The sequence below is a fragment of the Streptomyces sp. NPDC001604 genome (assembly GCF_042893475.1).
Classification (GTDB): Bacteria; Actinomycetota; Actinomycetes; order Streptomycetales; family Streptomycetaceae; genus Streptomyces.
Genome location: NZ_JBIAUY010000003.1, coordinates 309744 through 336725 on the forward strand (window position 1 = coordinate 309744; position 26982 = coordinate 336725).

A 26982-nucleotide genomic window follows, 5' to 3' on the forward strand; every position below is an offset into this window, starting at 1 on the left:
GCCGTTAGGCCGGGAAGGTGGGCATTCCGTCGTCGTTCGCCACCGCGACGTCCCACCGTCTCGAGGAGAGCTTCTTGCGCCTGCACCCTGTCGCGGCCGCCCTGACCTCGGCCGTGCTGCTGGCCTCGCCGCTCCCGGCGGCATCCGCCGCCCCGGCCACGGCCGAGCCCGCGCGCGCCACGGACGACCCCGCCGGCTACGTCAACCCGTTCGTCGGCACCGCTCCGGGAGGCACCGACTTCGGCCACGGCGGAGGGGCCGGGAACACCTTCCCCGGCGCCTCGGCGGCATTGGGCGGCATCCAGTGGAGCCCCGACACGGTCACCCGCCAGCACGGCGGGTACGCGTACAAGGACAACCGGATCCGGGGCTTCAGCCTCACCCACATCTCCGGCGCGGGCTGCAGCGACTACGGCAATGTGCCGTTCATGCCGCTCACCGGCCGCCCGGATCCGGATCCCGCCGCGCGCCACGCCACCTTCTCCCACACCAACGAGGAGGCGTCGCCGGGCAGTTACGGGGTCCGGTTCGACAACGGCATCCGTACGCAGATCTCCGTCACCCAGCGCTCCGGCATCGCGCGCTTCACCTATCCGGCCGGCGACGCGCGGCCCGCCGGGCTGACGGTGGACGCGGGGCGGGCCTTCAACAAGGCCACCGGGAAGATCAGCATCGGGTCGCGCACCCTGTCCGGCTACACCGACAGCGGCGGCTTCTGCCACTCCTCGAACCGCTACCGGCTCTACTTCCACGTCGTCTTCGACCGGCCCTTCGCGCACACCGAGCCCCTGGACGGGAAGACCTCCGGGGCGTACGTCTCCTTCGCGCCCGGGACCCGCACGGTGACCGCGCGGGTCGGTGTGTCCTTCGTGGACGTCGCCGCCGCCCGCCGCAATGTCGCCGTGGAGCAGGGCAAACGCTCCTACGACCAGCTGCACAGGGCCGCCCGTGACCGCTGGAACGAGTGGCTGGGCAGGATCGCCGTGCGCGGCGGCACCGAGACCCAGCGCCGGGTGTTCTACACGGCGCTGTATCACGCGCTGCTGCACCCCAGTGCCTTCAGCGACACCGACGGCCGCTACCGGGGAATGGACGGCCGCGTCCACCGCACCCGGCCGGGGCATGTGCAGTACGCGGACTTCTCCGGCTGGGACGTCTACCGTTCCCAGGGCCAGCTGCTGGCTCTGATCGCGCCGCACGAGGCGTCGGACGTCGCCCAGTCGATCCTCGAACAGGGCCGCCAGGCGGGCTACTTCGACCGCTGGACGGTGGCCAACGGCGGCACCCGCGTCATGGTCGGCGACCCGCTGCCGGCCATGGCCGCCTCCATCCACGCCTTCGGCGGCACCGACTTCGACGCCCGGGGGCTGCTGCGCGCGGCCGTGGCGGGCCGGCAGGACGACCGGCAGCGGCCGGGGCACCAGCAGTACGACACCCTGGGCTACATCCCGGCCGGCACCAAGGGCGTCTGGGGCAGCGCGGCCACCACGCTGGAGTACGCGATCGCCGACGCCGCGCTGGCCCACCTGGCCGGACGCCTCGGCGACACGAAGACCCAGGCGGTCCTCACCCGCGCCGCCGGCAACTGGCGCAACCTGTTCAACCCGGTGAGCGGCTACATCCAGCCCCGCAACGCCGACGGGAGCTGGCCGTCCTTCTCCCCCACCCAGCACGGGGAGTACGTCGAGGGCAACGCCGCGCAGTACACCTGGCTGGTGCCGCACGACCTGCCCGGTCTGTTCACCGCCATGGGCGGCACCGCCGCGGCCACCGCCCGTCTCGACACCTTCTTCACCCAGCTCAACGCGGGCGCGGACAAGCCGTACGCCTATCTCGGCAACGAGCCGTCCTTCAACATCCCCTGGGCGTACGACTACGCGGGCCGCCCCGACCGCACGGAGGACATCGTGCGGCGGGCCCTCACCACTCTCTTCACCGACCGGCCCGACGGTCTGGTCGGCAACGACGACCTGGGCGAGATGTCGTCATGGGCGGTCTGGGCCTGCCTGGGCATGTATCCCCAGGTCCCGGGGAGCGCCCAACTCGCACTGGCGGGGCCACTCTTCCCGGCCGCCACGGTGCACCGCGGCAACGGGGTCACCCTCAGCCTCCTCGCCCCGGACGCCTCGGCCACGCACACCCACGTACGGTCACTGAGGCTGAACGGGCTCCCCGTCAACGGCCCCTTCCTTCCGGAAGGGGTGCTGACCTCGGGCGGTGTGCTCCACTACGGGATGACGTCCTGATCCCTCAGGCCAGGGTCACCTCGACGGGCGGCTTCTTGATGCCGTTGACTAGGTTGGACGTACGCGCGGCACGTCGCCGGGCCGGGTGACGTCGAAGTCGTAGGGGGTGCCGAAGACCTCCTCGTCGCGGTTGCCTGAGGCGAGCCACATGACGACCTTGTCGCCCTCCCTGACCTGCTTGCCGCCCAGCTCCACGCTCCGGGTCGCGGTGGGGCCGAAGTGGTGGACGGGGGACGCCGGGTGACGGGATCCCTGCCGGGCCGGCACCCTGCTCGAGCCGGCCACGAGCGTGCAGAAAGTGGAGGCGTCCTGCTGCCACCACCAGCTGGACCGCCCCGGCAGGGGGCTCACGGTCACCGCGCGCGCCACGGACGGCACGGTGGAGGGACTCGAACTCCCCGACACCCACGGATGGTTCACGGCCGTTCAATGGCACCCGGAGGTCACCGCCCACGAGGACATCGCAGCAGGGCCTCTTCGACGCCCTGGTTCGGGCGGCCAGGGACGGGCACTGACGGCTCACAGATCCCGCGTCACGCGCGCAGCCGCCGCAGGGCCCGTGCCGCGGCATGGGCTCCGCACATTCCGTGGGCGCCGGCGCCGGGCGGGGTGGCCGCCGAGCACAGATAGTGGCCGGGGACCCCGGTGTCGTAGGGCTGCAGGGTGAGGTGCGTTCCGAGGAGGAGCTGGGGGATGTCCGTGGCGCCGGTCATGATGTTGCCGCCGACGTAGTTGGGGTTGTATTCGGCGAAGCCGGGCGTGGTGCGCACCGCGGTGCCGATGATGCGGTCCCGGAAGCCGGGCGCGAACCGTTCGATCTGGGCGGTGATCGCCGCTGTGGCGTCGCCGGTGTACCCGTTCGGGACGTGGGCGTACGACCAGACGGGATGGACGTCGCCGGCCGACCGTGACGGGTCGGCCAGGTACTGCTGCCCGACCAGGACGAACGGCCGCTCGGGCATCCGCCCGGCATGGACGTCCCGCTCCGCGGCCGCGATCTCCGCGTAGGTGCCGCCGAGGTGCACCGTGCCGGCCCGTCGTGCAGCCTCGGCACGCCAGGGGACTCCGCCCTCGACCGCGAAGTCGACCTTGAACGCACCCGGTCCGTAGCGGTAGCGCCGGTAGGCACGGGCGGTCCGCGGCGGCAGCAGATCACCGAGGATGTCGGCGAGCGCGGTGGGGGCCACGTCCCACAACGTCACGTCCACGTCCGGGAGTTGGGCGGGCGACCGCACGCGTACACCGGTCTCGATCGTTCCGCCGAGCTCCCGCAGCAGCGCCGCCAGCGCGTCGGTGATACGGCGTGAGCCTCCCTCCGCCACCGCCCAGCCGTAGCAGTGGCCCGCGGTGACGATGCCCAGGCCGATGCTCGCGGTCAGCGGCCGCTCCAGGGGGTGGAAGGCGTGCGCGGCGACCCCGCCCCACAGCCCCCTGGCCTCCTCGGTCCTGAACGCCTTCGCCAGCAGGGAGGCGGGGGCGAGCGCGGGAACACCGAAGCGGGCGAGGTGGAGCGGGTGCCGGGGCGGGCGCAGGAGCGGGGCCATGATGTCGTCGCCGAAGGTGTCGTACGCCGCCGACGGGCCCTCGAACAGCCGCCGCCAGGTCCGGCCGTCGGCGCCGAGACCGGCGGCGGTCGCGGTCACCGAGCGGTGCAGCACCCCGGCCGTGCCGCCGTCGAGCGGATGCACGCAGTCGATCTCCGGCCATGCCCACCGCAGCCCGTACCGGTCGAGGCCCAGCGAGTTCAGGAACGACGAGCCGACGGCCATGGGGTGGATGGCCGAGCAGAAGTCGTGCAGCAGTCCCGGCACGATGGCCTCGCCGGAGCGGGTGCCGCCGCCGATCGTGTCGGCCGCCTCCAGCACCGTGACCCGCAGGCCTGCCCGGGCCAGGGCGACGGCGGCGGCCAGACCGTTGGGCCCGGCGCCGACGACGGTCGCCGTACTCATCCCGACTCCTTTCGTTCGACCTGTCGCACATCGTTCGAAACCTCTTGACGCTCCGCAGGACGCCGATTGAAACTCTCGCAACACGACGTCACCTCCACGTAACACCAGGCCCTCGGCGCATGCGCTGTCGGCCCGCTCCCGCTTGCCCGCATTCAGTCTTTCCCCCCTCATCAGCCGTGTCTCAGCAGGGAATCCCGACATGACGCACAGCGCACGACTTCGCGGCCGCGCGAGACGCCTGGCGGGCCATCTCGCCGGACTGACCGCCGCCGCGATGCTCCTGCCCCTCGCCGGCCCCGCCCTCCCCGCGCAGGCGGCACCGACGGCCGAGGCCTCGGGCCTCACCGACGGTCTCGCCCTCTGGTACAAACTCGACGGCGGATCCGGGACCACCGTGAGCGACGCCTCCGGCAACGGTCGCGACGGCACGGTCAACGGCACCGCCGACTGGTCGGCCTCCGGTCAGGGGCTCGCCTTCAACGGATCGGACACCTACATCAAGGTGCCGGACGACGTCATGAAGGGCATGGACTCGATCACCGTCTCCCTGGACGTCCTCCTCGACTCCGCGCAGAGCACGCCGTACTTCCTCTACGGCTTCGGCAACACCAGCGGCGGCAACGGCAACGGCTACCTGTTCACCACCGGCAACTCCCTGCGCACCTCGGTGGCGACCGGCAACTGGTCGACGGAACAGACCACGAAGCCGTCCGACTCCCACAACCTCACCCGCGCGGTCTGGAAGCACCTCGCCTACACCCAGACCGGCACCACCGGCGTGCTCTACGAGGACGGCGTCGAGGTGGGCCGCAACACGTCGGTGACGATCACCCCCGGCGCGATCGGCTCCGGCACCACCACCGCCAACTACATAGGCAGGTCCGTGTACTCGGGCGACAAGCTCTTCAAGGGCCGCATCCGCGATTTCCGCGTGTACGACCGCGCACTGGCCGGCTCGGAGGTCGAGCAACTCGCCCTCCCCGTCGACACGCAGGGCGTAGCCGACGACAAGGCGGCCCTGAGCCTCGGTGACACCAGCGCCGTCACCGCCGACCTGGACCTGCCCAGGACCGGTACGGCGGGCGGCTCCACGATCAGCTGGGCCAGCGACAACACCGCCGTCGTCTCGGACTCCGGCAAGGTGACCCGCCCGGCCGCCGGTTCACCGGACGGCCACGCCACGCTGACGGCGACCCTGAAGAAGGGCACGGTCACCGACACCAGGACCTTCGAGGTCACGGTCCTGCCCGACTTCGACGACGCCACCGCCACCCGGCAGGCCGCCGACGCGCTGAGCGTCCACAACCTCGACGACGTACGCGGCAACCTCACCCTCCCGACGAGCGGTTCGTACGCCACGCAGGTCACCTGGTCCTCCGCGAACCCGGAGGTCGTCTCCGCCGACGGTGTCGTCCACCGCCCCGCGCACGGCGACGGCGCCACCACCGTCGAGCTGACCGCCACCGTCACCAAGGGCGGGGCGACCGCCGCCCGCACCTTCACAGCGCACGTGCCCGAACTGCCCGCCATGGCGGCCCTCAAGGGCTACATGTTCAGCTACTTCACCGGCGAGGGCACCGCGGACGGCGAGCAGATCTACAACGCCCTCAGCAAGGGCAACGACCCGCTGCACTGGCGGGAGTTGAACGACGGCAAGCCGGTCCTGACCTCCACCCTCGGCGAGAAGGGCCTGCGCGACCCGTTCATCATCCGCTCCCCCGAGGGCGACAAGTTCTACCAGATCGCCACCGACCTCAGGATCTACGGCAACGGCGACTGGGACGCCGCCCAGCGCACCGGCAGCAGGTCCATCATGATCTGGGAGTCCACCGACCTGGTGCACTGGACGAACCAGCGGCTGGTGAAGATCTCCCCCGACAGCGCGGGCAACACCTGGGCGCCGGAGGCCTTCTACGACGCGAAACGCGGCGAGTACGCGGTCTTCTGGGCGTCGAAGCTGTACGACAACGCCGAGCACAGCGGCGACACGTACAACCGCATGATGTACGCCACCACCCGCGACTTCTACACCTTCAGCGAGCCCAAGGTGTGGATCGACCGCGGCTACTCGGTCATCGACTCCACGATGATCCAGCACGACGGGACGTACTACCGCCTGTCCAAGGACGAGCGGAACAACACCTCCCCCACTCCCAACAGCAAGTTCATCTTCGAGGAGAAGAGCGACTCGATCCTGGGCTCCTGGGACCCGGTCGCCGAGGGCATCGGCAAGGGCACGATGAGCGCGGCCGAGGGTCCGCTGGTGTTCAGGTCCAACACCGAGGACAAGTGGTACGCCTTCCTGGACGAGTTCGGCGGCCGCGGCTACATCCCGTTCGAGACCACAGACCTGGCCTCCGGCAACTGGACCCCGTCCACCGGCTACGACCTGCCGGCCAAGCCCCGCCACGGCACCGTCCTGCCCGTCACCCAGGCCGAGTACGACCGTCTGCTGCGCGCCTACCAGCCCGACCAACTGGTGGAGAGCGTCGAGGGCGTGGAGGTGAGGACGAAGACCGGTCAGGCGCCGGTCCTGCCGGCCACCGTGATCGCGAAGTACGCCGACGGGGTCGACCGGCCGGTCGCCGTCACCTGGGACGACGTCCCGGCCTCGGCCTACGCGACCCCCGGGACCTTCACCGTGACCGGCAGCCTGCCGGACGGCACCGCCGTCCCCGTCCAGGCCGAGGTCACGGTGTCGGAGGAGGGCGCCGACGTCCCGGCCGACCTGCTCCTGCGCTACGACTTCGACGAGACGGGCGGCAACATCGCCCACGACTCCAGCGGACACGGCTACCACGGCACCTACGTCCACACGCCCGGCTTCGGCACAGGCGTGACGGGCGGCTCGTTCAAGATGTCCGGGGACGCGTCGACTTCGCCGTATGTGAAGATCCCGAACGGGGTGCTGAAGAACGCCGACAGCGTGACCGTGTCGACATACGCCAAGTGGAAGGGCGGCAGCAGCTTCCAGTGGCTGTTCGGGCTCGGCCCGGACAGCAACAAGTACCTCTTCGCCACCCCCTCCAACGGCGGCTCCAGCCTCTACTCGGCGATCACCAAGGCCAGTTGGTCGGCGGAGTCGAAGCTCACGGCCGGCTCGCAGCTCACGCCCGGCGAGTGGCGGCACGTCACCGTCACCCTCGACGGCTCGACCGGCACGATGATCCTCTACGTCGACGGCATCGAGGCGGCCCGCACGACGACCACCATCAAGCCGTCGGAGCTGTACGACGCGAACAAGGACTACAGCGGCTACATCGGCCGCTCCCTGTACTCGGCCGACCCGTACTTCGGCGGCGAGGTCGACGACTTCCGCATCTACGACCGGGCCCTGTCGGCCACGGAGGTCATGGAGCTCAGCGGCAACACGGCAGGCATCGCGAAGGCCACACACCCCGACCTGAAGGTCGACGCCATCGTCGACAACGCGGACAGCAGGATCACGCTGCCGATGAAGGAAGGCACCGATCTCACGGCGCTGGCACCGGAGTTCACCCTGGCCCACGGCGCGGCGATCAGCCCCGCCTCGGGCAGCGTCCAGGACTTCAGCAAGCCGGTGACGTACGAGGTGACGGGCTCCGACGGCAAGAAGCGCACCTGGACGGTCTCAGCCGTCGTGATGAAGAGCCCGGTGCTGCCGGGCCTGAACGCCGATCCGAACATCGTGCGCTTCGGCGACACCTTCTACATCTACCCGACCACGGACGGCTTCGAGGGCTGGAGCGGTACGCGGTTCAAGGCGTACTCCTCGACCGACCTGGTCCACTGGAAGGACCACGGCGTCATCCTCGACCTCGGACCGGACGTCTCCTGGGCGGACAGCAGGGCCTGGGCGCCGACCATAGCCGAGAAGGACGGGAAGTACTACTTCTACTTCTGCGCCGACGCGAACATCGGCGTCGCGGTCTCCGACTCGCCGACGGGCCCGTTCAAGGACGCACTGGGCAAGCCGCTGCTCAAGGCGGGCCAGTTCAGCGGCCAGATGATCGACCCCGCGGTCTTCACCGACGACGACGGCCAGTCCTATCTGTACTTCGGCAACGGCCACGCGTACGTCGTGCCGCTGGGCGCCGACATGACCTCCATCGACACCTCGAAGGTCAAGGACATCACCCCGAGCGGCTACAACGAGGGCTCCTTCGTCATCAAGCGCAAGGGCACCTACTACTTCATGTGGTCGGAGAACGACACCCGGGACGAGAACTACCGGGTCGCCTACGCCACCGGCCCCTCCCCCACGGGCCCCTGGACCAAGCGGGGCGTGATCCTCTCGAAGGACCTCTCCCAGGGCATCAAGGGCACCGGCCACCACAGCGTCGTACACGTCCCGAACACCGACGACTGGTACATCGCCTACCACCGCTTCGCCATCCCCGGCGGAGACGGCACGCATCGTGAAACCACCATCGACAAGATGGAGTTCGACTCGGACGGTCTGATCGAGAAGGTCGTCCCGACGCTCACCGGCATCGACCCGGTCACCATCGTCCACGCGGGCCCGGACGCCACCGGCACCGAGGGCGACGCCATCCCGCTGGCCGGCACCGTCTCCGGTGCGGGCACGCCCAAGTGGACGGTGGAGAGCGGCGCACCCTGTACGGTCACCGACCCCAACTCGGCCCGCACCACGGTCAGTTGCACCGACAACGGCACCTTCGAGCTCACCCTGACCGGCGGCCGCAGCACCGACACCACCACGGTCACGGTCTCCAACGCCGCCCCGTCGATCACCTCGGCGACGGGCCCGGCGCCCCCGACTCCGGTCGGGAAGCCGGTGGTCGTCACCGCTTCCTTCACCGATCCGGGCAGGTCCGACAGCCACGCCTGCACCATCGACTGGAAGGACGGCACCCGGCCGACACCGGGCCGGACCACCGCCTCCGGTGACGCCTGCCGGGCCGAGCACGTCTACGCCGCCGCAGGCATCCACCGCCCGGTGATCACCGTGTCCGACGACGACGGGGGCACGGACAGCAGGGCACTCCCCGAGGTGATCGTCTACGACCGCGGCGCCGGTCCGGCGTTCGGCGCCGGCACGATCACGTCACCGGCCGGCGCCTTCCCGGCCAAGCCCGGCCTGACCGGCAGGGCGGCGTTCTCCTTCGGCGCCCGGTACCGAAAAGGGGCCAACACCCCCACCGGGGAGGCGGTGTTCGCCTTCGGCGCCGCCAAGCTCACCTTCCGCTCCACCGGCTCCGACTGGCTGGTGATCACCGGCTCCAGGGCCGTCTACCAGGGCTCCGGCACGGTCGACGGCCACGGCGGCTACGCGTTCCGCATCACCGCCACCGACGGCCCGGACACGTACCGCATCAGGATCTGGAAGAAGTCCACCGGCGACGTCGTCTACGACAACCCGGACGGTACGAGGACCACCGGCACCGTCAGCATCGGTGACCACCGGCACTAGGCGCACACTCCCCGCGTCCCAAAAGGGGCGCGGGGAGCTGCAACCAGTTCGGGCCCCCATGCCAACCAGCGGCCGGATTCCGTTGTTTGACCGATCCATCCTGGTCACGAGTCTAGGGGCACAGCATGCTCCGAGCGTAGTCTGAGGCACCATGGGGGAACTGCGTGCGGACTGGAGACTCAGGCTGCGGCGCGAGGGCGCTCATGGGCCCATCTGTGGGGCCGGCGTGCTCGTCGACCAGAACACGGCACTGACCTGCGCACATGTGGTGGACCATCCGGACGCCGTGATGTGGCTGGAGTTCGCGGAGAACAGCGACGTGGAACCGGTGGCCGCGCGTGTCCTGCCCGGCGGCTGGCTGCCCGACCGCGGTGAGGACGTCGCCGTGCTGCGCCTGGAGAGCCCACGCCCGCAGGCGCACCCCGCCCCGCTGGAACGCACACTGCACAGCGGTATGCAGGTGTACGCGACCGGTTACGCGGTGGGCTTCGACGACGGCATGAGCCTGTGGGGCCGGATCAGCGGGGCCAGCGGCGATCTGGTGCAGCTCGACGCCGTCACCAAGGCGGAGGTCGTCCGCCGGGGCTTCAGCGGCGCCGGCGTGTGCACCGGGCCGCGCGAAGGACCTCCCGTGCGCGTGGTCGGCCTCGTCGTCAGCTGGCGCGGCGACAGGAACGAGGTGCTGCCCGAGAAGAACCGGCTCGCCTTCTCGTATCTGATCCCGATGGAGCGCATCGCCGCACTCTCGCCGCTCGTCGGGGAGTTGAGCCGCCCGTCCGCATGGGACCGCGACTTCGAGGAGCGGTCGATCCGGTGGTTCGAGGACCCGGACGAGGACCCGGTGAAGATCACCGTGGTGACCCCGGGCAGCGGCAAGGACCGCTCGCTGCGCCATCTGCTGCACCGCGCCGACGTCGTGCATCGCGGCGGCGCAAGCAGACCGGACCTCGCCGACCGCGCCCTGGACAGGATCACCGTCCCGACCGGCGAGTACCTGGCGTACTGGTACTGGCTGCTCGGCCGCAAGCCCCAGCCCGCACGGGCGGCCGACCGCGCGCCCGTCCGCCCGGTCACGGTCCTCGTCGACCGCCTCGACGAAGAACCCGAGCCGGGCCCGCTGATCGAACTCCTGGTCCGATTACGGATCCTCGGCGTCCGGCTGCTGCTCGTCTTCCGCCACGAGGGCGGCACCGGCTGGAACGCCGCCCGCGACCAACTCCTGCGGCCCGCGCTGCTCGGCCATGCAGACGTGCTGATCACCCGTCTGCAGACGGAGGAGTTCGGCCGCACGATCCGCCGGGGCGTCGTCGACAGCGCCTCCCTCAGCCGCGCGACCGAGACGGCCGACCGGCGGCGGCACGAGCTCCGCGTGGTCGAAAGCCTCACGGACCCGCACGAGCAACTGTCCCGGCTGCGCGGGCTGATCAAGACCGTGCGCGCCGACCTGCGGCAGCACGGAGGCCAGGGATGAGGGGCTCTGCCCGGCCCGGGCGGCGGAGGAGGACGCGAGCATGACGGCCTGCCCGCACCGGCGTTTCAGCGGCGCCCCCTGCGGCGGCACCGTGCTGCCCACCGGGTACTGCTCCGACTGCGGCCGCGCCGAGGGCACTGCCCGACTGCCCGCGCTGCCCGAGAACCCGCGGGACCTGGGGCCCGACGAACTCCTCGCGCTGCCCCAGCGCGTGCCGCGCCCCCCTGAGGAACGCCTCATCGACCCCGAAGCACCGCTGCGCATCACCATGGCCTGCTCGTCCGCCGAGTGCGGCATCACCTTCGCCCCGCCCTACACCGAGGGCCCGGTGCCGACCGAGGGGCACTGCCCGGTCTGCGGCAAGCCCTACTCGTACCGTCCCGAACTCGCCGAGGGCGAGATGCTGCGCGACCAGTACCGGATCATGGGGCCCATCGCGCACGGCGGCCAGGGCTGGGTCTACCTCGCCCGGGACACCCATCTCGGTGACGTCGTCGCCGTCAAGGGACTGCTCAACCGGTACGAGCACGACGGCGCCCGCCTCGCCGACGTGGAACGCCAGAACCTCGTCGCCATCCGCCACCCGCGCATCGTCCAGATCCGCGACTTCGTCGCCCGCAGCGACGCCGACGGCCAGGTGACCGGCGGCTACATCGTCATGGACGACGTCGGCGACGGCACCCTCGAGAAGGTCGTCGAGGAGACCCGGCGCGGTGAGACGGTCCTCGACATCGAGCATGTCGCCGCGTACGGCTGCCAGATCCTGGAGGCCTTCGTCCATCTGCACGCCGGCCGCGAACGGGTCTTCGTGTACGGGGACATGAAGCCCTCGAACGTCGTGCACCACGAGGACGGCGTCAAGGTCATCGACCTCGGCGGCATGCGCGAACTGGGCCAGACCCGGCCCCCGGCCCATGTCACGCCCCCGTACATGGCGCCCGAGACCGCGTACCTGCCGAGCCCCACCGTCGCCCACGACCTGCACACCGTCGGCGTCACCCTGCGGGAACTCGGCGGCTGGGCCGTCGACAAGGTGCCCGGTCTCGGCACCGCCTCCTTCTGGAAGGTCGTCGAGCGCGCCGTGCGGACCGACCCGGGCAAGCGGTTCGCCGACGCCCGGGAGATGGCCGGCCAGCTGCGTGGCGCGCTGCGGGAGATCCGTGCGCTGCGCGGCAAGACCGACCCGCCCGAGCCCTCCGACCACTTCCGGCCGTCCCCGCAGCTGCTCGGTGCCCGGCTCGGCACGGTCCCGGGCATCGAGCACTGGCTGGAGCGCCCCCGCCGGTTCCGCTACGAACCGCCGGTGGCCCCCGCCCTCGACCTGGGCGCGCCCACCCCCGCCGAGATAGCCCGCTGTCTGCCGGTGCCGCGGCGTTATCCGGGCGATCCGCAGACCGCGCGGTTCGAGGTGAGCAGCGGCTACGACCCGGGCCAACTCCTCGACCAGGAGGACAGGGAGCCGCGCTCGGTGGAGATCTGCCTGCACAACGTGCGCGTCCTGCTGGACCGCAACACGGAGGACGACCTGGACCGGGCACAACTGGAGCTCGACACCGCCGACTCCATCCCCGGGCCGTCCGCCGTGCGCCGGTGGCGGCTGGAGTGGCACCGCGCGCTGCTCGCCCTGCGCAGCGCCGGTCTGCACGACGACCCCCGGCAGGTCGCCGAGGCCAGGACCCACTTCGCCCAGGTGTACCTCGAACTGCCCGGCGAGTATGCGCCCAAACTGGCCCTCGCCTACTGCGGGGAGCGGCTCGGCGACGACCGGGCCGGGCCGACCGCCAAGGAACTGTACGAGGCCGTGTTCGCCCGCAACCCCGCGCACGGCGGCGCCGCCCTGGGCCTGGCCCGCCTCGCGCTGCGGGCGGGCGACCGCCGGGCGGCCCTCGACGTGCTCGGCCGGGTCCGCCCCGGCACCCTGGACCACACGGTCGCCCGGATCGCCTCCCTGCGCATCCGCGCGGCCCGGCTGCCCGGGGAGCGCGATCAGCTGCCCGCGCCGACCGACGTCGACGCGGCGCTGGCCGAGCTGGCCCGCCTGGTGCACCAGGCTCCGGGCGCCGGTGAGCCGAGCCTGTCGGAGGACGAGGCACTGCGCCTGAGCACCGAACTGCACGAGTGGAAACTGGACGCCCTGCGCAGCCTCGACGACCGGCCCGGCCCCGCGGGAGGGGACGCCGGACGGCTGTACGTCCGCAGCCTCAGACGCATGAGCGCGGCGGAACGCGAACTGCGCAGACAGCTGGAGTCGCACTACCGGCAACTGGCCGCCCGCAACCGGGAGTCGGCCGCCGCCCATGAGCACCTTGTGGACCTGCTGCACGCGATACGGCCTCAGACCGTGTTCTGACGGGCCGCCGCGCCGACCGCACGGCGACCGACAGCCCGAACGGCGACGAAGGGGAAGGAGCGGTGACGTACGGCATGAGCAGCCACACCCTGCCGCTGCAGCCGGCCATCCAGCTGCACGTCGATCTCGACGGTGACCTGCGCCCGCACCGCAGCGCGAAGATCGAGGCGCATCTGCGGGTCGACATGGCCGCCGACAGCGCTCCCGTCGACCTGCCCGCGGTGGAACTCGCCGTGATCATCGCGGTGGACGTCGCCGAGGCCAACCGGCCGGCCGTGCGGCACGCCCTGCCGGCCGCACTGCGCGCCCTGCCGACGGCATCTCCTTCACCGTGCTCGGCAGCGGGCCCGAGCCGGTGCGGTGCTATCCGCGCGGCGATGCCGAGTGGGCCGTCGCCGACCACGCCGTGCGGCGCCGGGCCGTCTTCGCCGCAGGCGCGCTCCCGCTGCACCGGGACGGTCCGCGGCCCGCCGGGTACGCCGTCTGGGCGGCTTCTGCGCGCGCCCTGCTCACCGGCCGCCCGCTGTCCGTACGCCATCTGGTGCTGATCACCGACGGCAGCAGCGCCCCGGGAGAGACCCGGCTGGAGGAGGAACTGGAGGCCTGCGCCGGACAGTTCACCTGTGATGTGTTCGCCGTGGGCGCGAACTGGAACCCCGACCCGCTGCTGGCCCTGGCCGAACGGCTGCACGGCACCGCCGAGTTCGTGGACGAGGGGCTCGGCGTGGCGATCACCGGCGCCATCGAGCGGCTGCGCCGGGTGCACACCCCGCAACTGCCGATCGAGGTGACCGTGCGGCCCTCCGTGCGCCAGGTCTCGCTCAGCGAGAAGGCGCCCCGGCCGCGCCGCCTGCGCGCACAGTCCCACCCCGACCGGCCGCACCGCTGGAGCTTCCCGACCTACCAGTGGCAGGAGCAGGGCAGGCGTGACTATCTGCTCACCCTCGTCGCCGACGCGGACGCCGACCCGCTGGAGGCCGACCTGCAGTTCGCCATGGTCTCCATCGGCGAGGTCCATGCGCCCGTCGTCGCCCGCTGGCACCGCCCCGGGCCGGCGCCTGCGCACGCCTCGGCGGGCGCTGCCAGCGTGCGCTTCCTGACCGGCACCGCCGCCATGCGCAATGCCCTGCGGGAGGGCCTGGAAGCTCTCCAAAGAGGCCAACGGGAGGTCGCGGAACGCTGCTTGGGGCAGGCCGCGAGCATGGCTGAGAGGTTCGAGGCGGACTGGGTGCTGGGCGAGATCCGCGAAGTCGCCGACATCGAGGACGCCGCCGCGGGGCGGGTCCGGCTGCCGACCGCGGTCGACTCCGGCGCCCTCCGCCCGATGATCCTGCGCGCCGGTTCCTATCCCGGCGGAACCCTCACCGACACGGTCTTCCCGCGGCCGGGCCCGCACTGCAGACACTGCTCGACCCCGGCCGGGAGCGAGGCCCGCTACTGCATCGCCTGCGGGAAGGAGCTGCTGTGACGACCGGCACCGCCGCGCCCCGGCGCGACTACTCCCCGACCGCCTTCTGGCGCGCACGCCTGAGCCCCTTTCGGACCCGCCGGCTGCTGGAGGCGCACCTCCTGCTCCTGGCGGTGTGCGCGATGGTGGCGGTGGGCTCCCTGCTCCTCTCCTACCACCAGACCCAGCGCGGCGCCGAGGCGCTCTCGTCCCGGGAGGCGCCGGCCGTCCAAGGCCTCGCCGCCGCCCGGCTCGCGGTGTTGCGTGCCGAGTGGGAGACCAAGGTCCTGCTGAAAAAGGACCTCGTCCGCGTCTCGGGCTCCGGCGAGACCTACCGGTCCCAGCTCTCCGCCGCCGACCAGAGCCTGTCCCGGATCGCGGACCGGACGGACCAGGACCTCGGCACCGTCAACGGTCTGCTCGCCACCTACGGCAACTCCCTCAACCTCGGCACGTCCCTGTACCAGGGTCAGTACTACATGCAGCAGCAGAAGCTCAGGGAGGCGGAGTCGCTGCTCACCCGCCCGGGCGTGGGACTCGTGCCCCGGCTGGACCGACTGCAGCAGGTGCAGCTGAAGCACGCCGAAGCCACCGCCGCCATGGGCTGGATGCAGCGCAGCGGCTGGTGGATCGCCGAACTCGCCCTGGCTGCCCTCGCCTTGACCCTGGTATCGGCGCTTTTCGTGCTGCGCGACCGCTGCGGCCGCGACTGGAATCCGTACCTGCTCGCAGGGTTCGTCCTCACGGTGCTGCTCGCGGTCGTCCCGCTGATGACGACGTCCTCCACCGAGGACGACCTCGACAACGCGTTCGGCGACCTGCAGACGATCACCGAGGTGTCCGGTCAGAACTGCTGCAGCCAGGCATTGGTCGGCGCGCAGCAAGAGGTCACGGAGAAGTCCGAGGAGGTCCGGGGGGAACTGGCCGACGACGCCTGGACCGACAGGGTGTACCGGGGCACCCTGATCGGCGGACTGCTGGTGGTCCTGCTGCCTGCGACAGGCCTCGTGCTCCGACTCGACAGCGACTACTGGAGGCGACGGTGACCCGGCGGTTCAAGGTGCTGGTGTTCGTCGTGGTGCTGCTGCTGACCGCTGCCACCGGCGTCGTGGTGGTGTGGGCGGAGCGGGACGGCCGGCAGCCGGTGACCATCCTCGGACCTGGACCGGCACCCAGGAGAAGCAGTTCAAGGAGGTGCTGCAGAGCTTCGGCATCCCCTTCCGCTACCAGGGCACCGCAGCGCAGCGCGAGGTGCTGCTCTCCAAGGTGCAGTCGGGCGAGCCCCCGGACATCGTGATCATGCCCGGTATCGGGGAACTCGCCGAGTACGCGGACCAGAAGCGGCTCAAGCGCCTCAACGGCCTCTACGACCCTCGGCAGTACGGCTCGCCGTGGAGCGCGGCGAGCGGGACCTCCCGGGACGTGTACTGGGTCCCGGTCAAGGCGGACCTGAAGAGCATCGTCTGGTACCGACAGGGCCACAGGCCCGCCGACGCACCGGCGCCGTTGCGGAGTTGGTGCATCGGCATGGGGGACGACGGCGCCTCCGGCTGGCCCGGCACCGACTGGATCGAGGACCTGGTGCTGCAGCGCTCGGGCCCGGACATCTACGGAAGGTGGGCGCTGGGCAAGGACAAGAAGGAAAAGTGGTGGACCAGTGCTGCGGTGCGCGACGCCTGGGAGGCATGGGCCCATGGGTTCCAGCAGAACAGGGCTGCGGCCGCGCACGCCCTGCTCACCGATCACCGCGGCACCCCGGGCGGCAACGGGCTGCTGTTCGGCGGCCGGCGCGGATGCACCCTGGAGCACCAGGGCTCCTTCGCCCGCTCCTTCTACGGAGAGACCGACGCGAAGCACGCGGAGCTGATGGACTCCGCTCCGCTGCTGCCCGGAGGCCCGGACCGGGTCCGGGCCCATGAGGTGACCGGAGACTTCGCCGCACTGTTCAGCGACCGCCGCCCGGCCAAGGACCTGATCGAGCGACTGGCCTCCGAGGAGGGCCAGCAGCAATGGGCGAAGGTGGCGCACGTCTTCTCGGCCAACCGCCGGGTACATCCCCACGAAGGCCGGGTCGAGGACGAGATCGCCGAGCGGCTCACCGGTGACGGCCCGCGCTGTCTGGACGCTTCCGACGTCATGGCCCCGGCCGTCCGGGACGCCTTCTACGAGGCCGTCCTGCTGACCCTGGCAAGGGCCGCTGCCCCCCACCACCAGGACCCCGACATCCCGGGCCTCCTCAAGGACATACAGGCAGTGCAGGACGCACAGCCCGGCACGAGTGCGGCACCGAAGACGGTCTGCAGCACGGACTGAGCGGTCGGGAGGTCGGAACGGGCGGATCCCGGCAAGCAGTACAAGACTGCGGCCCGGTCCGGGATCCGGCTGCTCGGGCCACCCCTCACCTGGCAGGGCCAGGCGGCCGGCTTCACGGACGGTGGCTACTGCGTGAGTCCGGCCTGCCGGCAGGCGGGCCGGAGCGCGTGGGTGCAGATCTCGTCGACGCTGTACACGCCGCCCTTGACGAGTGTCTGCTTGATGGTGCGGGCCGTGACAGCCCTCGGGGTGAGCAGCACGGACGGGATACCGCTGGTGGTGGGGCTGTCGGTCGTCGTGGTGGCGACCTTGCTCAGATCGTCGCCACGCCCCAGCGCCACGGCCATGGCGGCAGCCGCGTCCGCCTCCGCCCGGAACGGCTTGTACACCGTCATGTACTGCTCGCCCGTGACGATGCGCCGTACGGCGTCGAGGTCCGCGTCCTGACCGGTGACCGGGGGAAGCGGCCTGACGCCCGCGCGTTTGAGCGCGGAGAGGGCACCCGCGGCTATCGCGTCGTTGGCCGCCAGGACCCCGCCGATCCGGTCCGGGCCCAGGGCCGCGACGGCGGCGGTCATCTGGGCGTGGGCGTCGTCCGTGCTCCAGCCCTGGATGTCGTACGACCTGCCGATCCTGACCTTGCCCGCCAGCACGGACAGGGCGCCTTTTCTGTACCAGGCGGCGTTGGGGCTGGTCGGATCGCCGTTCAGCATGACGACCTGGCTGCTGTTCACCCGCCCGTCCATGGCCTTCAGGAGCGCCTCGCCCTGGAGCCTGCCGACCTGTGCGCCGTCGAAGGTGACGTAGCCCGACACCGGGCCTTCCGCGAGCCGGTCGTACGCGACGACCGGTACGCCCGCCCGGTGTGCCTCGATGATGGAGGACCGCAGCGCCTTCGCGTCGGCGGCGTCGAGGATCAGGACCCGGACCCCCGTGGTGATCATGGAGGTCAGCTGCTGCCGCTGCCGGTCCGCATCGTTCTCGGCGTTGGCGTACTTCACGGCGCAGCGCGGGCACAGCGCCTTCAGCCGCTTCTCGATCAGCGGCCGGTCGGAGTGCTCCCAGCGGGGGACCGATCGGCTCGGGAGCAGCAGGCCTACGGTGAAGCCGTCCGACCCCGCCTTGCCATCACCGCCGCAGGCCGCCTGGGACATCGTCATGAGTCCCGCGACGAGGGCGGCGACGACAGGCCACAGGCGGGTTCTCACCGCCGGTCCCCTCGTTCCGTTCCCGGGTCCGAGGCGGTGGGCGTCGGTGCTCGTTCCGGCAGGACGATCTCGCTCCACACCTGTTTGCCGCCGGCCACCGGCATCGAGCCGAACGACTCCGACATCGCCTCGACCAGGAGCAGTCCCCGGCCGCCGGTCGACTCCCAGTCCACGATCACCGGCTTCGCGGGCGCACGGGGCGAGGAGTCGGCCACGCAGACCCGTACGCGGTCGCCACGGAGCATGAGGTCGAGGCGGACGGGGCCCTGGGTGTGCACCAGGGCGTTGGTGACGAGTTCGGACACGACCAGCAGGACCGCGTCGGCCACGTCGTCGGCCTGCCAGTTGCGCAGGGTGCGGGCGGTGAAGCGGCGGGCGTGCATGACGGCGTCGGGCAGCCGCCACACCACCCAGCCGGCCCTGATCGGCCGGGTGCCCATGCCGTCGTAGCGCAGCAGCAGCACCGCGACGTCGTCCTCGCGGCGCCCGACGTCACCGAGCAGCTGGTCGGCCATGCGCCCCAGATCCTCCGGATCGGCCGCGGCGAGCGCCGTGCGGGTCTGGCGCATGCCCTCGTCGAGGGGCAGTCCGGCGGCTTCGACCAGGCCGTCGGTGACCAGGGCGAGGACCGTGCCGGGAGACAACTCCACCGAGGTCATGGGGAATTCGGCCTCGTCGAGGATGCCCAGCGGGAGTCCGCCCTCGACCTCGATCTCCTCGGTGCTGCCGTCGGGGTGGCGCACCAGGGGAGCGAGGTGCCCGGCCCGGACGAAGAGGGTGTTGCCCTGCTCCAGGTCCAGTTCGGCGTAGCAGCAGGTGGCGAAGAGGTCGGTCTCCATGCCGACGAGCAGTCGGTTGGCGTGGGAGACGACCACGTCGGGCGGGTGGCCCTCCACGGCGTACGCCCTGACGGCCGTACGCATCTGGCCCATGATGGTCGCCGCTCCCGCGCTGTGCCCCTGGACGTCGCCGATGACCAGGGCCACCCGGTCCTCGGACAGGGCGATGACGTCGTACCAGTCGCCGCCCACCTGCAGGCCCCGTCTGGCGGGCAGATACCTGGCCACGGCCGTGCCGCCGGGCAGCTCGGGCAGGCGTCGGGGCAGCAGGCTGCGCTGGAGCATCGTCGCGAGTTCCTGCTCGGCGTCGTGCTCGTGCGCCCGTTTGAGGGCCTGTCCGACCAGCGCCGCGGTGGCGGTCAGCAGGGACCGTTCGTCGGGGGCGAACTCGTGCGGCTGGTCCCAGCCGACCATGCAGACGCCGGCGACTCGGCCCTTGGCGGGCAGCGGCAGGACGGCGAGACCTCCGTCGCCGATGCCCGCGAGGTTCGGTTCGAAGACCGTGCCGGCCGGCCACAGGTCCAACCGTCCGTCACGCAGGGCGAGTTGGAGGGTGGGCAGGGCGCTGACCGGTGCGTCGGGCCACTCGGTACGCCACTCGGCGCGCCAGGCCTGAGGCCAGGCGGCGGGCTGCGGCGGATCGAGCACGGTGACCATGAGCCGGTCGCCCTGCAGCTCCGCGAGGGCCACCCGGTCGGCGCCCAGCGGCTCCCGCAGCGCGGTGACCACGACGCGGCTGACGTCGCGTACGGTGGTGGCGTCGTCGAGTGCGGCGGTCAGCCACTGGATCCTGGAGACGTCGTCGGGGCCGCGGCGCAGCACGGAGGTCGCCGTCACCACGCCCAGCACCTGCTCGGGGCGTTCGTCGGTGGCCGCCAGGACCCGGCAGCTCAGGCTCAGCCAGCGCATCTCCCCCGTCGGGCCGCGCACCCGGAACTCCAGCTCCCGCCGGCCGAACGCCTGTGGAGCCGGTTCCAGGACCGACACCAGCGCGTGCATGTCCTCGGGCAGGGCGTGCGCGAGCAGGGTGTCCGCCTTGCCGTCGAAGTCGGCCGGCGTGATACCGAGGAGTTCGAGCAGGGCGTCGTCCGCGTCGATCAGTCCGGTGTCGGGCACCAGCACGAACGAGCCGACACGCAGGCTCCGCAGCGCGGGACTCAGCAGCGGCGACGGCGGGGACCGGCCGGCGGCGGCCAGCAGCACACCGGCGACGGCATCGGCGTACCGCTCCAGGAAGCGGCGCTGCTCGTCCTCGAAGCCCTCCGCACCGGCGCCCACGACCACGAGGCAGCCGAGCCGGCTGCCGTCCGCCTCCAGCGGCAGGGCACCGAGCGAGGCCTCCGTGTGCGGCGGGGTGGGCGTGCCCTCGGAGTAGGCGGCCAGTTCCGCGGGGGTGAGCCACAGCGGCCGGTCGGTGCGGAAGGCGTGCGCGGCGGGCGAGCCCCCCGAGAGGGGCAGACACTCGGGCAGCCGGTAGTCGGAAACGGCCCAGCGGGCCGTCTCCGCCAGTCGCAGCTCGTCCGCGTCGCCGGCGGGCACGTAGACGGCCGCCATGACCACTCCGGCGAAGGTCAGAGCGCGCTCGTCCGCTGCCGCCTCCGGCACCGCGGGCAGCCCGCCCACCTCCGCGGCATCGGCTCCGGATGCCCGCAGCTGAGAGACTCCGGCCCGGGCACCGCCGTCTTCAGGCATGTCCGCAACCTACCTCCCGTCCGTGCCGCGGATGCGGCTGAGATCGGGCGTCCCCACAACAGAATCGCATATCGGAGCAAACCGCCACTGCATTCGCAGATCGCCGTAGCCGGTGCCACACTGACGGCATGGTCGTCTTGCCGCTCACGTGAGAGGGCCAGGTGTCGCCGCGTGCGGGCAGCGACCAGTGTTTTCTGGATCTCCATGCCGGCGTGACCACCCGACCCGCGCTCGGAGGGAGGTCTCGCGCATGAAGGCCTGCATACGGGGAGCGGCCATGGTCATGACCGCGGTCTCGACGGCCGTCGCCGTGTCGGCCTGCGGGTCGGGCACCGGAAGCACCCCCGACGGGGGGACCGCACCGAAGATCGCCCTGCTGCTGCCGGATGCCACCACGGCCCGTTGGGAGACCCAGGACAGGCCCTTGCTCGAGAAGAAGATCATGGAGCTGTGCCGGCGCTGCACGATCGAGTCCGCCAACGCCAAGGGCGATGTGGCGTTCCAGCAGGAGCAGATGGACTCCGTGATCACCAAGGGCGTCGACGCGATCGTGCTCGTGGCGGTGGACGCCAGATCGCTCGCCACGTCCGTGCAGGAGGCAGCTCAGGCGGGCATCCCGGTGATCGCCTACGACCGGCTCGCGCAGGGCCCGATCTCGGGCTACGTCTCCTTCGACGGCGAGGAGGTCGGCAGGCTCCAGGGCAGGGCTCTGCTGAAGGCCATGGGCAAGCACGGCCAACTGCCACAGATCGTCATGATGAACGGCGATCCCAGCGACCCCAATGCGGTGTCGTTCAAGAAGGGCGCGCTGTCCGTGCTCACGGGGAGAGTGAAGATCGGCAAGGCGTACGACACACCGCAGTGGCGCCCGGAGATCGCGAACACGAACATGTCCGGCGCCATCGCCGCCCTGGGCGTGGCCAAGATCCAGGGGGTGTACTCCGCCAACGACGGTCTCGCCGGGGCCAGTATCTCCGCCCTCAAGGCGAACAAGGTCGACCCGCTGCCCCCGGTCACCGGGCAGGACGCCGAACTCGGGGCCGTGCAGCGGATCGTGGCCGGCGATCAGTACATGACCGTCTACAAGCCCTTCGGCCCCGAGGCCTCCGCCGGTGCCGCCATGGCCGTGGCCGCGGCGCGCCGGACCGGCCTCGAGCAGGTCGCCAAGGACAAGGTCACCACCAGCGGCCGGAAGACCGTTCCCGCGGTCCTGCTCACCCCCGTGTCCGTGACCGCCGCCACCATCAAGGACACCTTGGTCAAGGACGGCTTCTACACCGTCCGGCAGATCTGCGTCCCCCGACTCCAGGCCGCCTGCAGCAGGTCCGGACTGACCTGACAAAACCGGCTTCGCCGAGTCCGAGCCCCGGGAAGGAGATGGTCCGAGTGCCGGATTCCCCCTTGCTGGCGCTGCACGGCGTGTGCAAACGCTTCGGTGCCGTCGAGGTCCTCAAGGACGTCGAGCTGGAGATCCACGCCGGTCAGGTCGTCGCCCTGCTCGGCGACAACGGAGCCGGCAAGTCCACCCTCGTCAAAGTGATCTCCGGCGTCGCCCCCGCGGACAGGGGCGTCATCGAGTGGGAGGGGCGCGCGGTGCACATCAGGCGCCCGCACGACGCCCGGGACCTCGGCATCGCCACCGTCTACCAGGACCTCTCGCTGTGCGGGAACCTCGACGTCGTCGGCAATCTCTTCCTCGGCCGGGAGATCCGCAGGTTCGGGTTCCTCGACGAGATGGAGATGGAGAGCCGCACCATCGAGCTGCTCGAACGCCTCACCAGGAGCGTGCCCGCCCTGCGCGCCCCGGTGGTCTCCCTGTCCAGCGGCCAGCGCCAGACGGTCGCCATCGCACGCTCGCTCCTCGGCGAGCCCCGGGTTCTCCTGCTGGACGAACCGACCGCGGCGCTGGGCTTCGAGCAGACCACCGAGGTCCTGGACCTCGTCGACGCGCTGCGCGACCGCGGCATGGGAGTGCTGCTCATCAGCCACAACATGGGGGACGTCAAAGCGCTCGCGGACCGGGCCGCCGTGCTGCGACTCGGCCGCAACAACGGCTTCTTCAACGTGAACACCGCCTCCCAGGAACAGATCATCTCCTCCATCACCGGTGCCACGGAGAACGTGCCCCGCCGGCCGGCCACCCACGAGGCGTGGTGAAAGGGATGCGCCGTATGACGGACAACACGCCGGCCGAGGAGGCCGCGGCCGCCGAGCCCCGCGGGCCGCACGGCCGGGCGGCCCTGGTCCTCGCCGTGAAGGACGGGGCCGACCTCCTGCGGCGCAGGTTCCGCGCCGGTGAACTGGGCTCACTGCCCGTGGTCCTCGTTCTGGCCACGGTCTGGATCATCTTCCAGTCCCTCAACGACAACTTCCTCTCGCCCCGGAACCTGTCGAATCTCAGCGTGGACATCGTGGGCACCGGCCTGATCGCGGTCGGCATCGTCTTCGTACTGCTCCTCGGTGAACTCGACCTGTCGGTGGGCTCGATCAGCGGCTTCGCCGCGGCCATCTTCGCCGTGCTGAACGTGAACAACGGCGTGCCCGAATGGATCGCCCTGATCCTCGCGGTCCTCGCGGGCACCGGGGCGGGAGCCCTGCAGGGCTTCTCCTGCGCCAAGACCCGGGTACCGGCGTTCGTCGTCACGCTGGCGGGGCTGCTCACCTGGAACGGTCTGATGCTCTACGTCCTCGGTACCAGCGGCACGGTCAACCTCGACGAGAACGGGCTGGTCGCCAGGCTGACCAGCTACTACTTCACCAATGACGCCGTCGCCTACGGCCTGGCGGCGCTCTGCGCGGGCCTCCTCTTCCTGATGTCGTACCTGGACCGGCGCCGCCGCGTGGCCGCCGGCATGCCGCACCGCTCGATGCGGGACATCGTGGGACGAGCGGGAGGGCTCGCGGTGGTCGCCTTCACCACGGCGTATCTGCTCAATCGGTTCCAGGGACTGCCGCTCGCCCTTCTGATCTTCCTCGCGGTGGTCGCCGGACTCGACATCGTCCTGCGCCACACGCACTACGGCCGACAGGTCTACGCACTGGGCGGCGGCGTCGAGGCGGCCCGTCGCGCCAGCCTCAATGTGATCGGCATCCAGACCGCGGTGCTCGCGGTCTCCGGGACGATGGCCGCGGTCGGGGGCCTGTTCCTCGCTTCGCGCATCACCTCGGTCAGCCAGAGCTCGGGATCGGGTGTCCTGCTGCTCAACGCCATCGCGGCAGCCGTCATCGGCGGCACCAGTCTGTTCGGAGGACGCGGTACGACCTGGTCCGCGGTGCTCGGCATGCTGGTCATCCAGTCGATCGCGTCCGGCATGGCGATCACGGACACGCCCACGGCCATCCAGTTCGTCATCACGGGCGGGGTGCTCTTCGCCGCGGTGGTCATCGACGCCCTGTCACGACGCTCGCAGGAGGCACACGGACGGGCCTGACACCTCGGCTTTCTAGCCGATACGTCCTGACGAACCCATGGCCGTGGCCGCCCCTGCGCACACCTCCGGCACCCACCAGAGGAGCCGTCACCCCTGCCGCGGGTTCGGCTTCAGTACGGCGAACACCGCCTGGGCCGGGTCGGCGAGCCAGGCGATCCGGCCGACGTCCGGCACATCCGAGGCAGGCATGAGCACCGATCCGCCGTTCTCCTGCACCTTCGTCACGACGGCATCGGCGTCGGCCACGGCGAAGTACGGCACCCAGCGCGTCTCCTCCCCTTCGCCCTGGAGCGGGGCGACACCGCCGAAGGAGCCCTCCTGCTGGTCGCCGTCCTTGATGCTGAGCACCCGGTACGTCATCCCGGGTGCCTGCATCTCCTGGGAACGCCAGCCGAACAGACCGGCGTAGAAGCGGATCGCCGCCTCCGGGTCAGCGACGTGCAGTTCCACCCACACCAGCGTGTTGTCCTCCGAGGCCTTCTCCAGGCCCTTCGTCCTGCCCGGCTGCCAGACGGCGAACTGCGCGCCGTAGGGGTCGGTGAACTGGCCCATCCAGCCCTCACCCATGACGTCCATGGGTTCGGTGCGCACGGTGCCTCCGCCGGCCACCACGTCGCGGGCGGTGGCCTGGATGTCGTCGCTCCGGAAGTACGTCGTCCAGGCCGAACCGGCACCCTCCTCGCTCAGCGGCCCGAGGGCGCCGACCGTCTTCCCGTCCTTCTGGAAGAACCCGTATCCGCCGGCCTCGGGCCCTGCGGACGCGAACTGCCACCCGAAGACGGCGCCGTAGAAGGCGGCGGCCGCGTCCGTGTCGGGGCTGCCGAGGTCGATCCAGTTGGGTGATCCGGTGCGGAAGTCGGTGCCGAGCATGCTTTTCCTCCTGCGAAGTCCGGTGTCGGGACTCCGCAACGATGCCGCCCCGTCCGGGCCGGACTCGGTGCACAGCTCCGGAGGTCCAGGGGGTTTCACCCGGGCGGGCGCCCCGCATCCGACCCGCCCCCTGCGCAGCGCACCCGTCAGGGGGCGAGCTTCTTGCGCAGACCGGGCTTCGACGCTTCGGCCCATGCGTCCGGCAGTTCGCGTTCGCGGTCTGCGGCCACGCACTGCTCCTCGCCGTACAGCACACCCCAGGTGAAACCGGGTTCGCCCGCGGCGTGCGCAGCGACAGCCAGGTTCCGCAGGGCGTCCCGCGCCACGACGCTGTCCTGATGGTCACCGAGCACCTTCTGCACGGCCTTCACCCGCTTGCCGAGCCGCTTCGCGGGCTTACCCAGCGAGGCGCGCGCCGGTTCGGTGGCATAGCGCGTCTTCTTGGCCGACTTGCGGGCCTCGTGGAGGGCCACGTCGCGTTCCGCCCCGGGGGAGAGCTCCAGCGCGTGTGCCACCCGGCGGGCCAGCCGGTCGTACTCCTTGAAGATCGCCTTGGCGGTGACCTTCTCCGGTGTGCGAGCGGCCTTGCGGCGCAGCGGCGGCTGCTCGGTGAGCGCAGCCAGGGAGTTCAGCAGGCCCAGGTAGCGGGGCGTGCGCAGGGCGGCGAGGGAGCGCCGGTGGGCCTCGTCGGCGGCGGCGACGTTCCATGCCTTCAGCCGGGCCGCGACAGGTCCGAGGACCAGCTCCGCGGGCAGGGCCTCGATGTGCGAACCGAGCCGTTCGAAGAGGACCTCCTGGTCGCGCTCCGCGCCCAGTTCGCCGCCCAGCCACTTGAGGTCGTCGCGGATCGGATCCGTGACCTCACGGTCCAGCACCGGGCGGTAGGAGCGCAGGATGCTGCGCAGCCGGCGGCAGGCGACGCGCATCTGGTGCACCGAGTCGGGTACGTCACGGCGTACCGCGGGATCGAGGCGCACCAGGGTGTCCACCTGGTCGCTCACGTACCTGAGGACGTCGTCCCCGGCCGAGCCGGGTTCGACCGTCTCGGCACGGAGGTCCGGCAGCCGCACCCCGCCCACTCCTGTCTCCTCCAGGGCCCGGGCCAGCTTGGAGGGACTGGCCGCACGGTCGATGCCGTTCTTGTGCAGCGCCTTGTCCACGGCCTCCAGCAGCGAGACTTCGGTGTCCTCGGCGAGCTCGACCTCCATCTCGGTCCAGGCGGCCAGGGTGGTCATGCCGCCCAGGGATTCGGCGCGGACCTCGTCGACGGTCAGTTCGGCGAGGGTCGCGCCCTCGGAGTCGACGAGGTGCCGTGTGCGGCGGGTGGACCGGATGCGGACGACCGGCCTCAGTTCTGCCCCGCGGGTACGGGAAAGCGTCAGCTCACGCAGGGTGTCCGGAACCGTCTCGGACAGCGGGGCCTGCACCTCCTCCCGGCTGTCCTGCGACAGCGGCAGTTTCAGGTGCCAGCCGGCGTCGGGCCCGCCCGTCCTGCGCCGTAGCGTGGCCGACGCGCGGGCCAGCCGCAGGTCCTCGGTGTCGTGGTACACGGCGTCCAGGTCGTCGGTGCCCCCTTCCACGACCGCCGCGATGCCGCCCACGCCGGTGAGCTCCGGAAGCCACGAGGCGTCCTCGGCCGACGGAGCATCGTACTTTCGCTCTGTCTCACGCTTCGACTTGGTCATACCGATCGCGTACACACCTCAGCACGACTCAAACCCGGGCGAGGCACCGAAAACGCCCTGAACAGGGG

The 26982-nt window shown here is 71.3% G+C and carries 15 protein-coding genes and 3 pseudogenes; 11 read left to right on the forward strand and 7 right to left on the reverse strand.

Features of this window, described 5'->3' with window-relative positions:
• Positions 1-74 precede the first annotated feature (74 nt).
• Positions 75-2246: a GH92 family glycosyl hydrolase gene (locus ACFY1E_RS10920; protein ID WP_389073934.1), complete on the forward strand. Its 2172-nt coding sequence runs from the start codon at positions 75-77 to the stop codon at positions 2244-2246.
• Positions 2247-2250: 4 nt separating this feature from the next.
• Here the strand turns inward: ACFY1E_RS10920 and ACFY1E_RS10925 are convergent.
• A pseudogene (locus tag ACFY1E_RS10925) lies at positions 2251-2483 on the reverse strand (cytochrome P450); the annotation flags it as partial.
• A gap of 19 nt (positions 2484-2502) precedes the next feature.
• On the opposite strand from ACFY1E_RS10925, the pseudogene ACFY1E_RS10930 reads away from it, so the two are divergent.
• Positions 2503-2761: pseudogene (locus tag ACFY1E_RS10930) on the forward strand (gamma-glutamyl-gamma-aminobutyrate hydrolase family protein); the annotation flags it as partial.
• Between the two features lie 18 nt (positions 2762-2779).
• Here the strand turns inward: ACFY1E_RS10930 and ACFY1E_RS10935 are convergent.
• Positions 2780-4195, reverse strand: a complete 1416-nt coding sequence (locus ACFY1E_RS10935; RefSeq protein WP_389073937.1) for a phytoene desaturase family protein — start codon at positions 4193-4195, stop codon at positions 2780-2782.
• Positions 4196-4394: 199 nt separating this feature from the next.
• On the opposite strand from ACFY1E_RS10935, the gene ACFY1E_RS10940 reads away from it, so the two are divergent.
• The 3 genes from ACFY1E_RS10940 to ACFY1E_RS10950 all read left to right on the forward strand — a co-directional run bounded on the left by ACFY1E_RS10940 (position 4395) and on the right by ACFY1E_RS10950 (position 13429).
• Positions 4395-9608: a family 43 glycosylhydrolase gene (locus ACFY1E_RS10940; RefSeq protein ID WP_389073939.1), complete on the forward strand. Its 5214-nt coding sequence runs from the start codon at positions 4395-4397 to the stop codon at positions 9606-9608.
• A 151-nt stretch (positions 9609-9759) separates the two neighbouring features.
• Positions 9760-11079 carry a serine protease gene (locus ACFY1E_RS10945; RefSeq protein ID WP_389073941.1) on the forward strand — a complete coding sequence of 440 codons (1320 nt, stop codon included), beginning with the start codon at positions 9760-9762 and terminating at the stop codon, positions 11077-11079.
• Between the two features lie 40 nt (positions 11080-11119).
• A complete protein-coding gene (locus ACFY1E_RS10950; RefSeq protein WP_389073944.1) occupies positions 11120-13429 on the forward strand; it encodes a tetratricopeptide repeat protein in 2310 nt (769 codons plus the stop codon).
• Here the strand turns inward: ACFY1E_RS10950 and ACFY1E_RS10955 are convergent.
• Positions 13414-13713 (reverse strand): hypothetical protein, encoded by a 300-nt coding sequence (locus ACFY1E_RS10955; protein WP_389073946.1) that lies wholly within the window; start codon positions 13711-13713, stop codon positions 13414-13416. The two genes, ACFY1E_RS10950 and ACFY1E_RS10955, sit on opposite strands and share 16 nt — an antisense overlap.
• A gap of 71 nt (positions 13714-13784) precedes the next feature.
• On the opposite strand from ACFY1E_RS10955, the gene ACFY1E_RS10960 reads away from it, so the two are divergent.
• From ACFY1E_RS10960 to ACFY1E_RS10970, 3 genes and pseudogenes are all read left to right on the forward strand, one after another.
• On the forward strand, positions 13785-14897 hold the full coding sequence (locus tag ACFY1E_RS10960; protein WP_389074894.1) for a hypothetical protein: 1113 nt from the start codon (positions 13785-13787) through the stop codon (positions 14895-14897).
• Positions 14894-15922 carry a hypothetical protein gene (locus tag ACFY1E_RS10965; protein ID WP_389073948.1) on the forward strand — a complete coding sequence of 343 codons (1029 nt, stop codon included), beginning with the start codon at positions 14894-14896 and terminating at the stop codon, positions 15920-15922. The genes ACFY1E_RS10960 and ACFY1E_RS10965 overlap by 4 nt, the downstream gene beginning before the upstream one ends.
• Positions 15919-17189 (forward strand): annotated as a pseudogene (locus ACFY1E_RS10970) (carbohydrate ABC transporter substrate-binding protein). Before ACFY1E_RS10965 ends, ACFY1E_RS10970 begins: the two are co-directional and overlap by 4 nt.
• A 125-nt stretch (positions 17190-17314) precedes the next feature.
• Here the strand turns inward: ACFY1E_RS10970 and ACFY1E_RS10975 are convergent.
• Together ACFY1E_RS10975 and ACFY1E_RS10980 are read right to left on the reverse strand one after the other, a co-directional pair.
• On the reverse strand, positions 17315-18397 hold the full coding sequence (locus tag ACFY1E_RS10975; protein ID WP_389073950.1) for a sugar ABC transporter substrate-binding protein: 1083 nt from the start codon (positions 18395-18397) through the stop codon (positions 17315-17317).
• The gene (locus ACFY1E_RS10980) at positions 18394-20928 is read right to left on the reverse strand and encodes a SpoIIE family protein phosphatase (protein WP_389073952.1); all 2535 of its coding nucleotides are present in this window, start codon (positions 20926-20928) and stop codon (positions 18394-18396) included. The genes ACFY1E_RS10975 and ACFY1E_RS10980 overlap by 4 nt, the downstream gene beginning before the upstream one ends.
• A 250-nt stretch (positions 20929-21178) precedes the next feature.
• On the opposite strand from ACFY1E_RS10980, the gene ACFY1E_RS10985 reads away from it, so the two are divergent.
• From ACFY1E_RS10985 to ACFY1E_RS10995, 3 genes are read left to right on the forward strand one after another with little or no spacing between them, the layout of a single operon-like run.
• On the forward strand, positions 21179-22267 hold the full coding sequence (locus tag ACFY1E_RS10985; protein ID WP_389073954.1) for a substrate-binding domain-containing protein: 1089 nt from the start codon (positions 21179-21181) through the stop codon (positions 22265-22267).
• A 38-nt stretch (positions 22268-22305) separates the two neighbouring features.
• Positions 22306-23085 carry an ATP-binding cassette domain-containing protein gene (locus ACFY1E_RS10990; RefSeq protein ID WP_389073956.1) on the forward strand — a complete coding sequence of 260 codons (780 nt, stop codon included), beginning with the start codon at positions 22306-22308 and terminating at the stop codon, positions 23083-23085.
• 5 nt (positions 23086-23090) lie between these two features.
• Positions 23091-24359, forward strand: coding sequence for a sugar ABC transporter permease (locus ACFY1E_RS10995; RefSeq protein ID WP_389073959.1), 1269 nt, complete (start codon positions 23091-23093; stop codon positions 24357-24359).
• Between the two features lie 87 nt (positions 24360-24446).
• On the opposite strand, the gene ACFY1E_RS11000 is transcribed toward ACFY1E_RS10995, so the two are convergent.
• Both ACFY1E_RS11000 and ACFY1E_RS11005 read right to left on the reverse strand, forming a co-directional pair.
• Positions 24447-25229 carry a VOC family protein gene (locus tag ACFY1E_RS11000; protein ID WP_389073961.1) on the reverse strand — a complete coding sequence of 261 codons (783 nt, stop codon included), beginning with the start codon at positions 25227-25229 and terminating at the stop codon, positions 24447-24449.
• A 146-nt stretch (positions 25230-25375) separates the two neighbouring features.
• Entirely contained in the window at positions 25376-26914 is a 1539-nt protein-coding gene (locus tag ACFY1E_RS11005; protein WP_389073964.1) for a CHAD domain-containing protein, read from the reverse strand.
• Positions 26915-26982: the final 68 nt, after the last annotated feature.